Genomic DNA, 17,831 nt, shown 5'->3' on the forward strand with positions numbered 1-17,831 from the left:
TGACGGCGTACTCCAGCAATCGGCGGATCGGCTGTATTCCCGGGCAATTCAGCATGACACCCGCCTCGGGCTAGGCAAAAAGGTGGTGTACGGACATGCAGCAGGGAAACCCCGCGCCCTGCTGCGTTCGCCGCGCATGCTAGCTTGCCTCACGCAGGCGTTGTCCCGGCCAGCGGCATAGGTATCGCAAGCCTTTATCTGTGTGTGGGGAGACGATCATGGTCAAGAAGAACCTCGCCGTTTTCTTCGACGGCACGTGGAACGAACCCAACGACCGCACCAACGTCTACGAGCTCTACAAGGCCGCGCCCGAGACCAGCACGCAGGAAACGTTCTACATCGAGGGTGTGGGCACGCAGGGCCAGGGCCTGTGGGCAGCCATCGACAAATTCATGGGCGGCGCGTTCGGCGCAGGCCTGTCGGCCAACATCCGGCAAGGCTACCGGTGGCTCTGCCAGCGTCACCAGCCCGGCGACCGCATCTTTCTTTTCGGCTTCAGCCGCGGCGCCTACTCCGCACGCAGCCTCGCAGGCATGGTGCGCAAATGCGGCCTGCTCAATGAAGCCACCGAGGCCAACGTGTCCGAGGCCTACGCGCTGTACCGCGACGACTGCACCCCGTCATCCCTGGAAGCCGCCGCCTTCCGCGACCGCTTCTCGCGCGACACCGACCTGCACTTCGTCGGCGTCTGGGACACCGTAGGCAGCCTGGGCATCCCCGTGGGCGGCATCTCGTTTCCTGGCTTTTCCAGCTTCTACAACTTTCACGACACGGAACTCAGCAACCACGTCCTGAACGCGTACCACGCCATCGCCACCAACGAATACCGCGAGCCGTACTTCCCCACGCTCTGGACCCGCCGCGCGGGCTCGCCGCCACGCCCCGCAAACCTGCCCGTCGAGCAACGCTGGTTCATCGGCGCGCATTCCGACGTGGGCGGCGGATATCAGGATGGAAGCCTGCAGACGCTGCCGGCGTCGTGGCTACAGGAAAAGGCGCGGCAGGCGGGGTTGGAGGCGGGGACGGTGCAGCGGATCTCGACGGATTACGAACAGTGCGAACCGCATGATTCGTATAAGGAATTCACGGAGAAGGTGCCGATTCCGGTGAAACGTCGGCCGCGGGTGTGGGATAAGGAAACAGTCCTGAATCTGACGATCGATGATCGGCTGGTCAGGCGGTTCGAGCGCAATCAGGCGTTTCTGAAGGAGTATCCGGATTTCCGGGATGCGTTGGGGAAGTTGGAGGTGGGGAGGTAGGGGATCACCCCGCCACGTACCCCAACGCCACACTGGCCGCCAGCGCCTCGCGCTTTACCGCGGCCACCACCGCCCCGCTCTCGGAAACGTCAAAACCGCCGGTCGCGCCCAGCGCCGTCAATACCGCGCAGACCCGGCCGGTATGGTCATACAGCGGCGCCGAGACGGCGCTGATGCCGCGCAGGTTCGTGTCCTTCACCGTGGCGCACCCCAACGCCCGAACGTCTCGACGCAAGACGCCGATGGGATCGTCGCGATCCAGCAGCGCTCGCTGCTCGGCAGGCGCGCCGGCCAATTCAGCCTCCGCCAGCGCCCGCACGGGCGCCTCGTCCAGCAAACCAAGAAACGCGCGTCCCGTCGCCGACCACAGCATCGACAGCACCGACCCCACGCGTACGTTCACGGTGACCGGCAGGCCGGGTTCCTCAAACCGCACGATGGTGGGACCTTTGTTGCCCATGACGGCGATGAAGCACGTGACGGCCAGGCTTTCGCGCAGGCGCACGAGCGCGGGTTCGCCGATGCGTAGCGGGTCGGCCTGGCGCATGGCGGCTACCCCTACATAAAGCGCTTCGAGGCCCAGGTGGTACTGCTGCGTCGCCACTTCCTGGTCGACCAGGCCCTCGGCGATGAGGCTCATCAGGTAGCGGTGCACCTTGGCGGGGCTTTCGCCGACGTGGGCGGCCAGCGCGGTGAGGCTGGCGCGGCCGCCCAGCCGGGCAAGCCCTTTCAGGACGGACATGCCGGTTTCCGCGGCCTGGACCCGCTGCCGGCGTTCGCGGGGCCGGGAGGCCGGAGCTTGGGCGGATTCAAGATCAGACGCGAGGTCGGATTCGGGCGGCAAGGCGGCTTTGCTCATTGGAAATACGGCTCCGTAACAGCGGGCTCGCCGGCAACCGAGGGACCGAAAGCCTGGAGCGGCACTAAGGTTAACCCTTCTTCAAAAATTACGCATTGCGTATATGCTTTACGCAAATAAGGAATGCACTTTTGACATTCCACAACAAGGAGACTTGTCCATGCGCAGTGTTAAACACCACATCCTGGCCGGCCTGATGGCCCTGCCCCTCTTGGCCTGTGCCAGCGCGTCCGCGCAGCAGGCGGCTGCCGATTACCCGTCCAAGCCCGTGCGCTGGATCGTGCCGTATGCCGCGGGCGGCGGGTCCGACTTCCTGGCGCGCAGCATCGGGCAAGGCCTGACCGGACGCCTAGGCCAGCCGGTGGTGATCGAGAACAAGCCGGGCGGCAACACGGCAATTGCGGCGTCGGAAACGGCGCGCGCCCCGGCCGACGGCTACACGATGTTGTCCGCCGACAACGGCACGCTGGTATTCAACCCCGCCCTTTACAAGAAGCTGTCGTATGACCCGGCGAAGGATTTGGCGCCGGTCACGCTGATGGGACGGTTTCCGATGATCCTGGTGGTCGGCCCGGCCATGAAGGTCAACTCGGCCAAGGAGTTCCTGGCCGAAGCCAAGGGACGCAAGGAAGGCCTGGATTACGCCTCGGCCGGCGCCGGCAGCCCGCACCACCTGGCGATGGAATTGCTGAAGGTCGAGGCCGGCCTGACGATGACCCACGTGCCGTACCGTGGCGCCTCGCCCGCGCTGGCGGATGTTGCCGGCGGTCAGGTGCCCGCGATGATGGTGGATCTGGCCGCGGGCGCCGGCTTCATCAACGGCGGCAAGGTCAAGGCGCTGGCGGTCGCCAATCCGACGCGGCTGCCGCAATTGCCTGACGTGCCGACGTTCGCCGAGATCGGCCTGAAGAACGTGGAAGCCGCCGCGCAGGTCGGCGTGGTAGTGCCGGCCGCCACCCCCAAGCCGGTGATCGACGCCCTGAACAAGCAGGTGGTCGCGACCATCAATGACCCGGCCACGCGCCAGCGCCTGGTGGAGTTCGGCATCGAGCCGATCGGCAACACGCCCGCCCAGTACGCCGAGATGCTGACGGCCGAACGCGCTCGCTGGCAAAAGCTGATCAAAGATCTGGGCATCACGCTGGATTGAGCATTACGCGGGAATGAGCGTCATGCCGGCCTAGGCATCACGCTCGACCGCATCACGTTGAACCCCGCATCACCGGCCCGCCGCATTCATAACCGCAACCATGTGCCGCACCCCGCTGCGGGCCCGCAAGACGAACACACGGAACGACCTCATGAACCAAGCATCCGCCACGCCGCGCCCCTCGGGCTGTCCCATCGATCACGCTGCGCTGTCCGCCGAGCAAAGCCCGACGGGCTGTCCGGTCAGCGCGCGCGCCGCCGCGTTCGATCCCTTTGGCGATGGCTATCAGCAGGACCCGCCCGAATACGTGCGCTGGGCGCGTGAGCAGGAGCCGGTGTTCTACAGTCCGCAGTTGGGCTACTGGGTCGTGACGCGCTACGACGACATCAAGGCGATCTTCCGCGACAACATCACCTTCAGCCCGTCGATCGCGCTGGAGAAGATCACGCCGACGGGGCCGGAGGCCAACGCGGTGCTGGCGTCGTACGGCTACGCCATGAACCGCACGCTGGTGAACGAAGACGAGCCCGCGCACATGCCGCGCCGACGCGTGCTGATGGACCCATTCACGCCCGAGGAATTGAAGCACCATGAACCCATGGTGCGTCGCCTGACACGCGAATACGTGGACCGGTTCATCGACGACGGGCGCGCCGATCTCGTCGACCAGATGCTGTGGGAAGTGCCGCTGACCGTGGCGCTGCACTTTCTGGGCGTGCCCGAAGAGGACATGGACCTGCTGCGGCAATATTCCATCGCGCACACCGTGAACACCTGGGGCCGTCCCAAGCCCGAGGAGCAGGTCGCCGTCGCGCATGCGGTGGGCAATTTCTGGCAGCTGGCCGGCAAGATCCTGGACAAGATGCGGCAGGACCCGTCGGGCCCCGGCTGGATGCAATACGGCCTGCGCAAGCAGCAGACGCACCCGGAGGTGGTCACCGATTCATACCTGCATTCGATGATGATGGCCGGCATCGTGGCGGCGCACGAGACCACGGCCAATGCGTCGGCCAATGCCATCAAGCTGCTGTTGCAGCATCCGCAAGCCTGGCGCGAAATCTGCGAGGATCCGAACCTGATCCCCAACGCGGTCGAGGAGTGCCTGCGTCACAACGGATCGGTTGCCGCGTGGCGCCGCCTGGCCACGCGCGACGTGGAAATCGCGGGCGTTGCGATTCCGGCCGGCTCCAAGCTGCTGATCGTGACCTCGTCGGCCAACCATGACGAAGGCCAGTTCGAAGACGCCGACCTCTTTGACATCCGCCGCGAAAACGCCAGCGATCAGCTCACTTTCGGTTATGGCTCGCATCAGTGCATGGGCAAGAACCTGGCGCGGATGGAGATGCAGATCTTTCTGGAAGAACTGACGCGGCGGCTGCCGCATCTGAAGCTGGCAGAACAGTCCTTCACCTATGTGCCCAACACCTCCTTCCGCGGGCCGGAACACCTGTGGGTGGAATGGGATCCGGCGCAGAACCCGGAGCGCGCGAACCCGTCCCTGCTGGATAGCAAGCATCCCGTGCGCATCGGCGAGCCTTCATCGCACGCCATCACCCGGCCCGTGGTGGTGCAAAGCGCAGCGCAGGCCGCGGACGGCATCCTGCGGCTGCGTCTGGTGTCACCCGACGGCAAGCCCCTGCCCCGCTGGTCGCCCGGATCGCACATCGACGTGGAATGCGGCGACACCGGCCTGTCGCGCCAATATTCGCTGTGCGGTGACCCGGCCGAGACCGGCGTGTTTGAAATTGCCGTGCTGCGCGAGGCGGATGGCCGCGGCGGCTCGGCCTGGATGCACGCGAACGCCACGCCCGGCGCGCGCCTTCGCATCCGTGGCCCGCGCAATCACTTCCGAATGGACGAATCCGCTTCCAAGCTCATCCTGATCGCGGGCGGCATCGGCATCACGCCGATCAGCGCGATGGCGCGGCGCGCGCGTGAGTTGGGGCTGGATTATGAATTGCATTACAGCGGGCGATCGCGCGGTTGCATGGCGCTGGCGGACGAACTGGCGGCGCTGCACGGTGACCGGCTGCACCTGCACGTCAAGGACGAAGGCAGTCGCGCCGACTATGCGGCCCTGCTTGCCGAACCGCGCCCCGGCACGCAGGTGTATGCGTGCGGTCCGCAGGGCCTGCTGGACGCGCTGGCGGGATGCTGCGCGGCTTGGCCGGATGATGCGCTGCGGGTGGAGCATTTCCATTCCACGCTCGGGACGCTGGATCCGTCGAAGGAACAGGCGTTTGAGGCGGTGCTGAAGGATTCGGGCATCGTCATCACCGTGCCCGCTGACCAGACACTGTTGACGGCATTGCGTGGCGCCAACATCGATGTGCAGAGCGATTGCGAGGAAGGGCTGTGCGGGTCGTGCGAGGTGCGCGTGCTGGAAGGCGACATCGACCACCGCGACGTCGTGCTGACGCGGGCGGAACGCGAGGCGAATAACAAGATGATGGCGTGCTGCTCGCGGTCTTGCGGGGGGAAGAAGGTGGTGTTGGAGCTGTAGAAAAAAACGCCCCGGCGTTCACGCCGGGGCTATCCCTGCACTACACACACTGCTGCTTGCTCAGTCCATCCCGATCAGTTCGGGAACACCTTGATCTGATCACTCTTCAATACCTCAGGCGTCAGGCTTTTTTCGATCCACGCCATCGACGTATCCGTCACCCCGGGCGTGACCAACTCAGCCGGCACGATGGTGATGTCGGACAGGACCTTGAACGGGTACTTGTCGCTCTTCTTGGTCACGCCGAACAACTGCGCTTCCAAAGCCTGACCGTCGGCGCGGTGCATCTTCACTTCGCGGCCGTAGCCCTTGAAGCTGACGTCGTGCATGGCGGCGGCCACCTGTTCAGGCGTGGGCCAGTTGCCGCCGTTGTCCTTGATGGCCTTTTCGTAGCCGGCTTTCAGGCCGTAGATGCCTTGCACCATGTGATAGACCGAGTAGATCGGATAGGCGCCGGTCTTGTCGTGGAATTTCTTCACGAAGGCCTGGTGCTTGGGATCGTCCTTGGTTTCCGGGTGCAGGAAGTAGTGATCGCCGCGCGCGCCGACAAGGACGCCTTCGGGCAGGGCGTTGCCCAGGCGTTCCAGCGAGCTTTCGGCCAGCGACAGCACGAAGGTGGAGTTCTTGAACAGGTTGCGTTGCGAGGCCTGGCGCACGAAGTTGTCCAGGTCGCCGCCCCACGAGGTGGAGACGATGACGTCGGGGCGCAGCGCCTGCAGGCGGCTGATTTCGGTGGAGAAGTCGGCGGCGCCGAACTTGGGGAACATCTCGGCGACGACCTTGACGTCGGGCTTGAACTTCTTGAGCGCGGCCAGGAAGATGTCGCGCGAATCGCGGCCCCAGGCATAGTCCTGGTTCACGATGGCGATGGTCTTGAAGTCGGGCTTGACCTTCATCAGGTACAGCACCTGCGCGACCATCTCAGTCGTGGCGTTGGCCTGCGTGCGCACGACGTACTTGTACTTCTTGCCTTCCAGCGCCTTCTCGGTGCCGCAGTCCCACAGCACGTTCAGCACCTTCAGGTCCTCGGCCACGGGCGCGACGATGTTGCAGTGGCCGCTGGAAATGGCCGACAGCATCACGCGCGTGCCGCCTTCGGCCAGGCGACGGTATTCGGACAAGAGCTTTTCGCCGCCGCCGCCTTCGTCGATGTAGCTGGGCACGATCTTCACGCCGTCGATGCCGCCACCCGCGTTGATCTCTTCGATCAGGATGTCGGCCGCATCGCGCGCCGGCACGCCGAACACGGACGCCGAGCCCGACAGGAAGGTCGAGATGCCGACGTTCAGTTCCTTGGGTTTGTCGGCGGCAATGGCCAGCGTGGCCAGGCCCGACAGCAGGGTGGCGCCCAGCAAGGCCGCCAGTCTTGAGGTCTTCATGGTGTTGTCTCCAGTGTTGTTGATCGGGTCTGTGCCCTTAGAAAACGATGGCGTCGCGCAGGCTGCCGCCGGTGGCGAGGTGATCGAACCCCTCGTTGATCTGGTCCAGCGAAAACGATTGCCCCATCATCCTGTCGACCGGCAGGCGGCCGGCCTTGTACAGGTCGATGTAGCGGCTGATGTCGATGGCGGGCACGCCCGAGCCCAGGTAGCTGCCCCGGATCTCGCGCTCTTCGCCCACCATCTGCGACAGCGACAGCGGAAAGCTGAACTTGGGATTGGGCAGGCCGGAGGTGACCGTCGCCCCGCCGCGGCGCGTGAGCTTGTAGGCGGTTTCGAAGGCCGGCACGGCGCCGGCCATGTCAAAGCCGAAGTCCACGCGGCCGCCGGCCAGATCCATGAGGTCGTCGTCGGTCTTGATCTGCTTCGGATTGACGAGGTGCGTGGCGCCCAGCTCCTTGGCCAGCGCCAGCTTCTCGTCGCTGAGGTCGATGGCGACCACCCGGCGCGCGCCCGCGGCCACCGCAGCCAGCAGTGCGCTCAGGCCCACGCCGCCCAGCCCGACGATCGCGGCCGTGTCGCCCATCTTGATGCGGGCGCGATTGATGACGGCGCCTGCGCCGGTCAGCACGGCGCAGCCGAACAGCGCGGCCTCGCGGTGGCTGAGTTCCACATTCACCTTGACGCACGAGCGCCGCGACACCACGGCGTATTCCGCAAAGCAGGACACGCCGGTGTGATGGTTGATGTACTCGTCGCCGATGTGCAGCCGGCGCTCGCCGCCCAGCAGCGTTCCTTTGGTGTTGGCCACGGCGCCCGGTTCGCACAGCGCGGGCCGGCCTTCCATGCAGGGGTTGCAGCAGCCGCAGCTGGGCACGAACACCATGGCGACGTGATCGCCGGCCTTCAGGTCCGTGACGCCGGGGCCGGTCTCGACGACCTCGCCCGACGATTCATGGCCCAGCACGATCGGCACGCCGCGCGGCCGGTCACCGTTGATGACGGACAGGTCCGAATGGCACAGCCCTGCTGCACGGATTCTGACCAGCACCTCGCCAACGCCCGGCGGGTCCAGCTCGATGTCCGCAATGGTCAGGGGCCGGGACTGCGCGTACGGTCCTTCGACCCCCACTTGCCGCAATAACGCCGCTTTGATTTTCATGCGTCTTCATCCACAGAGGTGATCCGGACCGCGGGCGGACGCGGCATCCGGCGTGCCGGCGCGGGCGGGGTCTTGCGACCCCGGCCAGCCGGCGCCCAACCCTACACCGTGCGCCCGCCGTCGACAGGGAATTCCACGCCGGTGATGAACTCGGCGGCGTCGCTGGCCAGGAACAGCGCGGCCGCGGCCACGTCGGACGGCTGGCAGAAGCGGCCGAGCGGAATGGTCGACACGAATTTGGCGCGGTTCTCGGGCGTGTCGGGCAGGCCCATGAAGAGTTCGAACATGCCGGTCACGCCCATGACCGGGCAGATGGCGTTGACGCGGATGCCTTCGCCGCCCAGCTCCACGGCCATCGACTTGGACAGCACGTTGACCGCGCCCTTGGACGCGTTGTACCAGCTGAGCCCGGGACGCGGACGGATACCGGCCGTCGATCCGATGTTCAGGATCACGCCGCGCTTTTGCTTACGCATGACGGGCACGACGGCCTGCGCCATGTGGTAGATCGACTTGACGTTGATGTCGAACATGCGATCGAAAGTGGCCTCGTCCACGTCCAGCATCGGCTGATTCTTGTGGGTGATGGCGGCGTTGTTGACCACGATGTCCACCGTACCGAATTTGTCGAGCGCGGCGCGCACCACGTTGTCGATGTCGGCGCGGCTGGACACGTCGGCCTTCACGGCCAGCGCGGCATCGCCAATTTCAGCAGCCACGCGGTCGGCGGCCTCTTTATTGATGTCGGCGATCACGACCTTGGCGCCTTCCTTGGCGTACAGCTTGACGATGCCCTCGCCAAAACCGTTGCCTCCGCCCGTGACGATGGCAACCTTGCCTTGCAACTGGCTCATTTTCTGTCTCCGTATTGTGCGCGGCGATCACTCGCCATAGAACTGAATCAGGGTCTTGGTCGTGCTCATTTCTTCCAGCGCGATGAAGCCTTTCTCGCGGCCATGACCGCTTTTCTTCACGCCGCCGAAGGGCAGCTCCACGCCGCCACCGGCGCCAAACCCGTTGATATAGACCTGGCCGCACTTGATGCCGCGCGCCACGCGCTGTTGGCGCCCGCCGTTCTCGGTCCAGACCGCGCCCAACAGGCCGTAGTCCGTGGCGTTGGCCAGGCGGATGGCCTCGGCCTCGTCCGCGAAGGGCAGCGCAACCAGCACGGGCCCGAAGATCTCTTGCGTGAGCAGGTCGCTGTCGTGATTGGCAGCGGCAAAGAGCGTGGGTTTGACGAAGAAGCCGCCCTTGGGCACGCCGTCCGCGATGCCGCCCTCGGCCGCCACTTTGAGGCCGTCGGACAGCCCCTTGGCGATATAACGGTTGACGCGGTCGTATTGCGCCTTGTTGACGACCGGTCCGCAGGTCAAATCCATGTCCGGCGTGCCGGCGCGCACCTTCGAGAATTCCTCGCCCAGCGCCTTCATGAAGTCCGCGTAGATGCCCTTTTGCACCAGCAGGCGGCTGCCCGCCGTGCAGGTCTGGCCGGTGTTGTGGACGATGCCCTTGACGATGGCCGGAATGGCAAGCTTGTAGTTGGCGTCGTCAAACACGATGTGCGCCGACTTGCCGCCCAGTTCCAGCACGCACTTGACCGCATTGAGGGCGGCCGCCTGCTGGACCAGCACGCCGACTTCGTTGGAGCCGGTGAAGGTGATGAAATTGATGCCGGGATGGCGCGACAGTGCGGCGCCGGCTTCTTCGCCCAGGCCCGTCACGATGTTCAGCGCACCCGGCGGGAAGCCGACTTCCAGCGCCAGTTCGGCCACGCGGATGATCGACAGGCAGGCGTCCTCGGCGGGTTTGACCACCGCGGCGTTGCCCATGGCAAGCGCCGGCGCCACGCTGCGGCCGAACATCTGCGCGGGGTAGTTCCACGGAATGATGTGGGCGGTGACGCCCAGCGGCTCGCGGATGAGCTGCACCGAATAGTCTTTCTGGAACGGGATGGTCTGGCCGTGCACCTTGTCCGCCGCGCCGCCGTAGAACTCGAAGTAGCGGGCCAGCACCGTGATGTCGCCGCGCGCGGTGGACATGGGCTTGCCGGTGTCGCGCGACTCCAGCTGCGCCAACTCTTCGTGGTGCGCCAGCACGCTCTCGCCCAGGCGCATCAGCAGGCGGCCGCGCTCCAGCGCGGTCATGTCGCCCCACGCGCCTTCCAGCGCATCGCGCGCGGCCTGCACTGCCGCGTTCACGTCGGCCTGCTGACCGCGCGGGATGGTGGTGAAGACCTCGCCGTCTACGGGGGAAACGACCTCGATCGTGCGCCCGTCCTGGGCATCGACCTGGCGGCCGCCGATAATCATCTGCGTCATGGAAATGTCTCCGTGGGGTATCAGTTCAGCGTGATCGAGCCGCGCTCGATCGTCCATATCTGGTCGGGGATGTCGCCCAGCAGCTTCACGTTGGATTCCGTGATGACCACGCACAGGTCGGGCTGCATTTCCTTCAGGCGGCCCAGCGCCTCGGTGTAGTCGCGCGCCAGCTTGGGCGCGAGCCCCTGAAAGGGCTCGTCCAGCATCAAGAGCCGCGTGCCGACCATGACGGCGCGCGCCAGCGCCACCATCTTTCCTTGCCCGCCCGACAACGCGGAGCCCGAGCGCTTGAGCATCGGTTCCAGCTGCGGCACCACCTTCAGCACCGTGTCCATGCGCGCCTGGATCTCGGCCTTGGACTGGCCCTGCACCTCGCACGGCAGATGCAGGTTTTCCTCGACCGTCATGGTCGGGAAGATGACGCGGTCCTCGGGCGCGTAGCCCACCTTCATGGCGGCGCGCTTGTGCCCGGGCAGCGACGTCAGGTCGGTGCCGTCGAACGCGATCTTGCCGGAACGAATGCGCGTCAGGCCCATGATGGTTCGCAGGAGCGTGGTCTTGCCCGCGCCGTTGCGGCCCACGATGCCGATGGTGCGGGACGCTTCAAAGTTGGCGCTGACGTCGCGCAGGATGCGATTGCCCGCCAGGTCGACGTTGATGGCCGATAGGTTCAACATGGTTCAGGCCCCCAGCACTTCGCTTCTGATCTGCGGATTGTTCAAGACGTCCTCGGGCGAGCCGTCCGCGGCCACCTTGCCCGCGATCCAGGCCGCCACGCGGGTGGCGTAGCGCGACACGATGTCCACGTCGTGCTCGACGAACCAGCTGGTGACGCGGCGCTCGTCCAGCGCGTGCATGACGGTTTCCATCAGCGCGAACTTGTCTTCCGATGCAACGCCGCTGGTGGGCTCGTCCATGATGAGCAGCTTGGGCTGCAACGCCAGCGCCATCGCCACGTCCAGCAGCTTGCGCTTGCCTTCGGGCAGCTCGATGCAGGCTTCGTCGGCATCGGGCAGAAGGCCCACCAGGTCCAGCGTCGCGTCCACCTCGCGTGCGTCGATGGTGCTTTCCAGCGACCGGAACCAGCTCAGTTCCTTGTTGCGCCGGGCGGCGGCGATCTGCACGCACTGGCGCACGGTGTGTTCGGTAAAAAGCTGCGGAAGCTGGAACGAGCGCCCCATGCCCAGCCGCACGATCTTGCGCGGCGCCATCGCGGTGACGTCCTTGCCGTCGAAATAGACCTTGCCCTTCGATGGCGTGAGGTAGCCGGTGCAGATGTTGATGAAGGTCGTCTTGCCCGCGCCGTTCTGGCCGATCACGGCCAGCCGTTCGCCTTCGTGCAGTTCGAAGTTGATGTTGTCGGCGGCCACCACGCCGCCGAAGGCCAGATAGAGGTCGGTGGTTTGAATGAGCGGTTTCATCGTCAGTTCCTTGCCGCGGCCTGCAGGGGCGCCTGCGCGCGGCGCTGGGCGCGTTCACGCGACCGGATGCGCTTGGTGATCTGGCCGACGAAGCCGGTGGGAAACATGAAGATGACCAGGATCAGCGTCAGGCCCAGCAGGAATTGCCACAGGCCGGGGAAGTAGGCGGCGGACACGAGCTTGACGGATTCGAAGCCCACCGCGCCCAGGAACGCGCCGGCGGCATGGCCCGCGCCGCCCAGGATGGTGATGAAGACGAACTCGCCGGAACGCAGCCACGAGCCGATTTCCGGCGTGACCAGCCCCTGCATCAGCGCCAGGATCGCGCCCGAGAATCCGACCACCACGGCAGACAGCAGATAGCCCTTCCACATGATGAAGTAGGCGGAAAACCCCAGGTATTCGATGCGGGTTTCGTTGGTCTTGATGGCAGACAGCGCCTGGCCGCTGCCCGAGCGGAAGTAGCGCTGCACCCACCACGCCAGCACCAGCGACAGGACCAGCGTCAGCACCAGCAACGCGCGTTCGAAGGATTCGCGCTCCATCACGATGCCGGCCATGGTCGGGCGCACGATGCGCATCCCGTCCGACCCGCCGGTCAGCGTGTAGAGCTTGCCCAGGAGCGCGAACAGCACCATGCTGAGCGCCAGATTCAACATGCCGAAGAAGATGCCGCGGTAACGCACGACGAACAGGCCGATGACGACGGCGGCGACAAAGCTGGCGACGACGCCGGCCAGGATCAGGACGAGCGCATCCAGGCCGGGCATGGCTTTGGCCAGGAACGCCACCGTGTACGCAGAGATGCAGGCAAACATGGCATGGCCAAACGAGATCTGGCCGGCGCGCGCCATCACCGACACGCCCAACGCGGCAATCGCGTAGGTCAGGCCGATGACGATGGGCGTGATGGTCCAGGAATAGGTGTAGCCAAGAAACAGCGTGAACAGCGCGGCCAGCACGCTCAGGACAGGGACTTTCATCAGATCGTCCTCGCTTGGGCAACGGTGAACAGGCCGTGCGGACGGATGATCAGCACCAGCACCATGATGATGTAGGGCACGGCGACTTCCAGTTCCGGCGCGGCGTACACGGCGATGGCGCGGATGATGCCGATGAGCAGCGCGGCGATCAGCGCGCCGGTGATCTGGCCGAGGCCCGCGGTGGCGACCACGGCAAAGGACAGCACCGTCATGTCCGTGCCCGCCCCCGGCACCAGCGAGGTGGTGGGCGAGGCCAGCGCGCCGCCGAGCGCGCCCAGGATGGTCGCGATCACGAAGGTGACGTAGCCGATCTTCTTGGCGTTGATGCCGAGCGACGTGGCGACTTCGCGGTTGTGCGTGGTGGCCACCGTCTGCTTGCCCAGCTTGGTGTGACGCAGGAAGAATTCCAGGCACACGTAGGCCAGCAGCGCCGTGACCGGCACGACCACAAGCTGGTAGGTGGTATAGGTGATGTCGCCGATCTCGATGTTGCCCAGGCGGTTGACGACTTCGCTGGCGCTATAGGGCTGCGCGCCCCACAGCATGCGCTGGATGTCTTCCAGCATCAGGAAGGCGCCGAAGGTGAGCAGCAGCTTGAGGATGGGGTCGTAGTTCTGCGCGCGGCGGATCAGGACGAATTCCATGATGCTGCCAAGCAGTAGCCCGATGGCGATGGCGGCCACGAACAAGGCTGCGAACAAGAGGATGGACGAGTCGGTCTTGGGCGCCAGGAACATGACGAGGCTGGCCGCGGCGTAGCCGCCAAAGGCGTAGAACGCGCCGTGCGCGACGTTCAGGATGCCCATCACCCCGAACACCAGGGTTAACCCCATCGATACCAGGAACAGCAGACTGGCGTATGCCACGCCATCCACCAAGGCGAGAGGCAATAGATCCAAGGTCAAGCGTCTTCTCCCAATACGCTGAGCACGGCGGCGGCGATTTCAACATGCCACACGCGGCGTGCGGGCTTGCGCCCGGGCGCGCCCGGCGCGCCCTTGTCTCGTTATCAACCTTTCCGTGCTGATTGGCGCACAGCGCCAGCCGCCGGAAGGCCCTTTTATTGCAGGCTGGATGCCCGCCCCGCTACCGCGTGGGCACGTCCGCCTGTGTATGTGTGCGAAGTATAGGTAGGGGTGAATCGGGCTGCTATTTATCTTTGTGCAAGGCGGGTTTAACAAGCGATGGAGTGGGTGTGGATTGCCCCAACGCCGCCAGTGGCGCCCGCGTTTGATAGTCCGGGATAATCCGGATCTGCGCCTCGTCCGGCAGGCGTACATAACGGCCTAGTCCATCCGGCGCAAGCGCGCCGACGTCCAGCTGTGCAAGCCTCGCGCCCGCGGCATCGCGCACATCGATGCGCAACTGCGGCGGTGTAAGCCCATACGTTTCGCCGTCCTCGGGCGTGAGCGTGCGGTCGCTGCGCGCCTGCGAAAACAGCGCCACAAAGCCCGCCGCATCAAAGCCTGCCGCCGTGCCCTCCGGGGATGCGACCCAGCCCTGCGCCTGCCGTGTCAGGCGGACCGAGCCTCCCGGACCGTCCAGGGTGACCAGCGCGGCCTTGTCGGCCTCCCATGCGTAGAGCCTGGCGGGCTTGCCGCTGTCGTCGTGCAGGTGCGTATGGCCGTGATGATGCGCGGGGGCATGCGCGGCCTCTTGCCATTGCCACGCCGACAGGGCGATGCCGGTCGTGAGCAGCCCGGGCCACAGCAGGCGCCCGGCCTTCAACGCCGCCTCCACCACAGCAGCAGTCCCGTCAACAGCGCAAGCAGCGGCAGGGCCACCGTGCTGGTCCAGAACACGGCGCGCATCTGGCGGTTGGTCAGTTCCACGCGGCGGTTCTCGTAGTGCCGGGGCCGGATCGTCAGCAGCGCGTCTTCACCCGCCAGCAAGGTGACGGCGTTGGTGAACAGGGCGCCATTGCCCAGCGTGGCGAAATGCCGGTTGATGGCGAAGTCGCTGTCGCCCGCCACCAGCAGCGTGGGATGGGCCGCGCCTTCCGCGCTGGCGGCCTGCGCGTTGCGCGTGGCCAGCGCCATCAGCGTGTAGCGCGAGGCAGGCAGCCCCGGAGGATGCGCTGCGCCTGACGTCTGCGCCAGCGGCGTGACCACCACGCCTGGCGGCAAGGCGTCTCCCGCCGGCTCAAGTCCTGCCGCGCCGGGAAAGAAGCTCAGCGGCAAGCCGCGCGTCATTTTGTGGCGCGTGTAGTCGCTGACCGCGGGACTGCCGGGATCGTTGCGGTAGTGGCTGCCCGGATCGGCCAGCGCGCCCGGCGCGAGCGCAATACCGAAGTCCGCCAGCAGGCCGTCCAACCCATGCCGCGTGTCGGGTTCCAGCAGCAACAGCGTCTTGCCGCCCGCGCCGGTCCAGCGGCGCAGCGCCTGCGCGTCGTCGTCGCCGAACGGCGTTCGCGGACCGGCCGCCACCACCACGGCGCAGCCCGGCAAGGCCCGCGCCAGACTGCCCGCACCCACCGCGCGCGTGGAAAACCCCAGCGTCTGCAGGGCGTTGCGCGCCATCGCCATGCCGTGCTGTTCGTGCACCTCGACGCGCGCCACCAGGTTTTCGTCGCTGCTGTGATCTTCCAGGTCGTCCAGCGACGTCAGACTGTCTAGCGTTGCCTCGCGATGGCCCTGCGTGAAGCAGACCGTCTGCGCCCCATCCTGGCTGATGCGGATGAGCGCATTGGTGAAGTCCGTTTCGGTGCCGCCGTTGATGGTGGTGCGCCGCGCGCCCGAGGCCAGCACCGCACTGCCCGCGAACTGGATGCCGGCGGCGCGCGCCTCGGCGGGCCGCAGCGCGGGGTCCACGCCGCGCACGCGGATCAGCGGATTCTGGCGCTCGTACTGCCGCAGGAGTTCCAACGCGTCGACCATGCTCTTGTTGCGCAGGTCGTAAAACCACGTCACCTCGACGGGCTGACGGATCTGCCGCGCGACCTCAAGGCTTTCCGGGGCCAGGCTGTAGACCCGCTGCGCGGTCAGGTCGATGCGTCCCAGATTGCGCGACGCCCACAGGTTCAGTGCCAGCAGCAGCGCGGCCACGGCCAGCACCGGCAGCCACAGCGACAACCGCCGCCCGGCACGGCGCAGGGCGGGGGTCATCGCAGCCTCCAGCGCTTCAGATTGACCGAGGCCACCATCAGGGCCAGCACGGTGACGCTGGCAAGCGTCACCGTGGCCGGTCCGGGCAGCACGCCCCGGATGAAGTCCACATGCTGGGCGGACAGCGACAACGCCTGAAAGAACGGCGACAGCGCGGGAAACGCGTCCAGCGCGGCGGGATAGTCGATGAACCACAACAGCACCAGGATGCCCCACGTGGCGCTGGCGGCCACGATCTGGTTCGAGCAGGCGCTGGACACGGCAATGCCGATCGCCAGGAACAGCGCGCCGTACAGGAACACGCCGATGTAGCCGCCCACGATGGGGCCGTAATCCGGCTCGCCGTACCAGGCCAGCGGCAACACCGCCGACATGGTGCCCGCCAGCATCAGCGCCAGCATGGTCAGCCCCGCCGCATACTTGGCCGCCACTAGCGTGAAGTCCGACAGCGGCAGCGTCAGCAGCAATTCCAGCGTGCCCTGCCGCGCCTCTTCCGCGAAGGCGCGCATGCTGACCAGCGGCATCACCAGCATCAGCAGGATGGTCATGTTGTGAAACGCCGTCACCATCTGCCCGGTGCTGACAAAGAACAGGTTGAAGCTGAACAGATAGCCCGACAGGGCCCAGAACACCGCCACCACGGCCAGCGCCACGGGCGAGCCGAAGTCGGTGCGCAGTTCCTTGCGGTACAAGGCCGCGAAACCCTTCATGCGCGTCTCCGTAACGGGGGATCGTTGGGCGCCAGCGCCGCCAGCAGGCGGGCCTCGACGGCTTCCTGCGCGGGCAGCACGGCGCGCAGTTCCGCGTGCGCCAGCGCCGTGCGCATGACTGCGTCGCACGCGGCGGCGCTGGTGGCCGGGTTGGGCGTCGCGCTTACCTCCGGCGGGTCCCACGTAACCCGCCACTTGCTGGCGCCGGCATCCAGCAGCGTGATGTCCACCGCCTTCACGCCCGGGCACGCGCACAACGCCGCGTGCAAGGCGGCATGCCCGGCCGCGGGCAGGGACAGCTGCATTTGTAGCGCTGCCTGCGATTCGCCCAGCGGCTGGTCTTCGACCAGCCAGCCCTGCCGCAGGATCGCGATGCGCGAACACAGCGCCTCGACTTCCTGCATCAAATGGCTGCTGAACACCACCGCGCGGCCCTCGGCGCAGCGCCGGATCATGGCGCGCGCTTCCACGATCTGTACCGGATCCAGGCCGTTGGTGGCTTCGTCCAGCAGCAGCACCGGCGGGTCGTTCAGCACGGCCTGCGCCAGCCCCACGCGCTGGCGCTGCCCCTTGGACAGCCGGCCGATCACCGAGCGCGCCACCCCTTGCAGGTCAAAGCCGTCGATGGCGCGCTCGATGGCCTGGCGGCGGGCGCGGGCGCCGCCCTGCACCTTCACGCCGGCGCCGAACTCCAGATACTGGGTGACCGTCAGCGCGTCATAAAGCGGCGCGCGCTCGGGCAGATAGCCGATGTCGGCGTTGCCGCGTCCCGGCACGGGCTCGCGGCCCCGGATGGCGATGCGTCCGCTGTCGGGCGTGTAAAAGCCCGCCATCAGGCGCAGCGTGGTGGTCTTGCCGCTGCCGTTCGGTCCCAGGAGGCCCAGGATTTCCCCGGGCCTGACGGACAGGCTCAGGGATTCCAGGACCTGGCGGGATCCGAACGACTTGCTGACCTGATGCAAGGCGACGGCGGGCTCCATGGG

The 17,831-nt window shown here is 66.3% G+C and carries 16 protein-coding genes; 3 read left to right on the plus strand and 13 right to left on the minus strand.

Going from position 1 to position 17,831, the window contains the following annotated elements:
- Nucleotides 1–218: 218 nt before the first annotated feature.
- Nucleotides 219–1,259 (plus strand): DUF2235 domain-containing protein, encoded by a 1,041-nt coding sequence (locus tag V6V88_RS24030; protein ID WP_338616701.1) that lies wholly within the window; start codon nt 219–221, stop codon nt 1,257–1,259.
- Nucleotides 1,260–1,263: 4 nt separating this feature from the next.
- Here V6V88_RS24030 and V6V88_RS24035 read toward each other — a convergent pair whose 3' ends face one another.
- Complete coding sequence (locus V6V88_RS24035; protein WP_338616703.1) at nt 1,264–2,118, minus strand: IclR family transcriptional regulator; 855 nt, start codon at nt 2,116–2,118, stop codon at nt 1,264–1,266.
- A 196-nt stretch (nt 2,119–2,314) separates the two neighbouring features.
- Here V6V88_RS24035 and V6V88_RS24040 point away from each other — a divergent pair, with 196 nt between their 5' ends.
- Both V6V88_RS24040 and V6V88_RS24045 read left to right on the plus strand, forming a co-directional pair.
- On the plus strand, nt 2,315–3,268 hold the full coding sequence (locus V6V88_RS24040; RefSeq protein ID WP_226849531.1) for a tripartite tricarboxylate transporter substrate binding protein: 954 nt from the start codon (nt 2,315–2,317) through the stop codon (nt 3,266–3,268).
- A 151-nt stretch (nt 3,269–3,419) separates the two neighbouring features.
- Complete coding sequence (locus tag V6V88_RS24045; protein ID WP_338616705.1) at nt 3,420–5,771, plus strand: cytochrome P450/oxidoreductase; 2,352 nt, start codon at nt 3,420–3,422, stop codon at nt 5,769–5,771.
- 74 nt (nt 5,772–5,845) lie between these two features.
- Here the strand turns inward: V6V88_RS24045 and V6V88_RS24050 are convergent, their stop codons facing one another.
- The 12 genes from V6V88_RS24050 to V6V88_RS24105 all read right to left on the minus strand — a co-directional run bounded on the left by V6V88_RS24050 (nt 5,846) and on the right by V6V88_RS24105 (nt 17,828).
- Complete coding sequence (locus V6V88_RS24050; protein WP_056325091.1) at nt 5,846–7,150, minus strand: ABC transporter substrate-binding protein; 1,305 nt, start codon at nt 7,148–7,150, stop codon at nt 5,846–5,848.
- A 37-nt stretch (nt 7,151–7,187) separates the two neighbouring features.
- Nucleotides 7,188–8,312 carry a zinc-dependent alcohol dehydrogenase family protein gene (locus V6V88_RS24055; RefSeq protein WP_062839933.1) on the minus strand — a complete coding sequence of 375 codons (1,125 nt, stop codon included), beginning with the start codon at nt 8,310–8,312 and terminating at the stop codon, nt 7,188–7,190.
- 101 nt (nt 8,313–8,413) lie between these two features.
- Nucleotides 8,414–9,166, minus strand: a complete 753-nt coding sequence (locus V6V88_RS24060) for a glucose 1-dehydrogenase (protein WP_056559207.1) — start codon at nt 9,164–9,166, stop codon at nt 8,414–8,416.
- Nucleotides 9,167–9,193: 27 nt separating this feature from the next.
- Nucleotides 9,194–10,630 carry an aldehyde dehydrogenase family protein gene (locus tag V6V88_RS24065; RefSeq protein WP_128829112.1) on the minus strand — a complete coding sequence of 479 codons (1,437 nt, stop codon included), beginning with the start codon at nt 10,628–10,630 and terminating at the stop codon, nt 9,194–9,196.
- Nucleotides 10,631–10,650: 20 nt separating this feature from the next.
- Entirely contained in the window at nt 10,651–11,307 is a 657-nt protein-coding gene (locus V6V88_RS24070) for an ATP-binding cassette domain-containing protein (RefSeq protein WP_063956832.1), read from the minus strand.
- Between the two features lie 3 nt (nt 11,308–11,310).
- Complete coding sequence (locus V6V88_RS24075; RefSeq protein ID WP_056325083.1) at nt 11,311–12,051, minus strand: ATP-binding cassette domain-containing protein; 741 nt, start codon at nt 12,049–12,051, stop codon at nt 11,311–11,313.
- Between the two features lie 2 nt (nt 12,052–12,053).
- Nucleotides 12,054–13,034 carry a branched-chain amino acid ABC transporter permease gene (locus tag V6V88_RS24080; protein ID WP_056325080.1) on the minus strand — a complete coding sequence of 327 codons (981 nt, stop codon included), beginning with the start codon at nt 13,032–13,034 and terminating at the stop codon, nt 12,054–12,056.
- Complete coding sequence (locus tag V6V88_RS24085) at nt 13,034–13,939, minus strand: branched-chain amino acid ABC transporter permease (protein WP_338616718.1); 906 nt, start codon at nt 13,937–13,939, stop codon at nt 13,034–13,036. Before V6V88_RS24085 ends, V6V88_RS24080 begins: the two co-directional genes overlap by 1 nt.
- Nucleotides 13,940–14,183: 244 nt before the next feature.
- Complete coding sequence (locus tag V6V88_RS24090) at nt 14,184–14,762, minus strand: DUF4340 domain-containing protein (RefSeq protein WP_338616719.1); 579 nt, start codon at nt 14,760–14,762, stop codon at nt 14,184–14,186.
- Nucleotides 14,759–16,138 (minus strand): GldG family protein, encoded by a 1,380-nt coding sequence (locus V6V88_RS24095; protein WP_338616720.1) that lies wholly within the window; start codon nt 16,136–16,138, stop codon nt 14,759–14,761. The genes V6V88_RS24090 and V6V88_RS24095 overlap by 4 nt, the downstream gene beginning before the upstream one ends.
- On the minus strand, nt 16,135–16,848 hold the full coding sequence (locus V6V88_RS24100; RefSeq protein WP_056325070.1) for an ABC transporter permease subunit: 714 nt from the start codon (nt 16,846–16,848) through the stop codon (nt 16,135–16,137). Before V6V88_RS24100 ends, V6V88_RS24095 begins: the two co-directional genes overlap by 4 nt.
- The gene (locus V6V88_RS24105) at nt 16,845–17,828 is read right to left on the minus strand and encodes an ABC transporter ATP-binding protein (RefSeq protein ID WP_338616722.1); all 984 of its coding nucleotides are present in this window, start codon (nt 17,826–17,828) and stop codon (nt 16,845–16,847) included. Before V6V88_RS24105 ends, V6V88_RS24100 begins: the two co-directional genes overlap by 4 nt.
- Nucleotides 17,829–17,831 lie beyond the last annotated feature (3 nt).

Origin of the sequence: Achromobacter sp. E1 (assembly GCF_037039475.1) — a bacterium.
Taxonomy (GTDB): domain Bacteria; phylum Pseudomonadota; class Gammaproteobacteria; order Burkholderiales; family Burkholderiaceae_B; genus Achromobacter; species Achromobacter mucicolens.

Bases quoted from the DNA above. Each gene is read 5' to 3' on its own strand.
- V6V88_RS24030 (WP_338616701.1), top strand. From the start codon at position 219: ATGGTCAAGAAGAACCTCGCCGTTTTCTTCGACGGCACGTGGAACGAA.
- V6V88_RS24035 (WP_338616703.1), bottom strand. From the start codon at position 2,118: ATGAGCAAAGCCGCCTTGCCGCCCGAATCCGACCTCGCGTCTGATCTT.
- V6V88_RS24040 (WP_226849531.1), top strand. From the start codon at position 2,315: ATGGCCCTGCCCCTCTTGGCCTGTGCCAGCGCGTCCGCGCAGCAGGCG.
- V6V88_RS24045 (WP_338616705.1), top strand. From the start codon at position 3,420: ATGAACCAAGCATCCGCCACGCCGCGCCCCTCGGGCTGTCCCATCGAT.
- V6V88_RS24050 (WP_056325091.1), bottom strand. From the start codon at position 7,150: ATGAAGACCTCAAGACTGGCGGCCTTGCTGGGCGCCACCCTGCTGTCG.
- V6V88_RS24055 (WP_062839933.1), bottom strand. From the start codon at position 8,312: ATGAAAATCAAAGCGGCGTTATTGCGGCAAGTGGGGGTCGAAGGACCG.
- V6V88_RS24060 (WP_056559207.1), bottom strand. From the start codon at position 9,166: ATGAGCCAGTTGCAAGGCAAGGTTGCCATCGTCACGGGCGGAGGCAAC.
- V6V88_RS24065 (WP_128829112.1), bottom strand. From the start codon at position 10,630: ATGACGCAGATGATTATCGGCGGCCGCCAGGTCGATGCCCAGGACGGG.
- V6V88_RS24070 (WP_063956832.1), bottom strand. From the start codon at position 11,307: ATGTTGAACCTATCGGCCATCAACGTCGACCTGGCGGGCAATCGCATC.
- V6V88_RS24075 (WP_056325083.1), bottom strand. From the start codon at position 12,051: ATGAAACCGCTCATTCAAACCACCGACCTCTATCTGGCCTTCGGCGGC.
- V6V88_RS24080 (WP_056325080.1), bottom strand. From the start codon at position 13,034: ATGAAAGTCCCTGTCCTGAGCGTGCTGGCCGCGCTGTTCACGCTGTTT.
- V6V88_RS24095 (WP_338616720.1), bottom strand. From the start codon at position 16,138: ATGACCCCCGCCCTGCGCCGTGCCGGGCGGCGGTTGTCGCTGTGGCTG.
- V6V88_RS24100 (WP_056325070.1), bottom strand. From the start codon at position 16,848: ATGAAGGGTTTCGCGGCCTTGTACCGCAAGGAACTGCGCACCGACTTC.
- V6V88_RS24105 (WP_338616722.1), bottom strand. From the start codon at position 17,828: ATGGAGCCCGCCGTCGCCTTGCATCAGGTCAGCAAGTCGTTCGGATCC.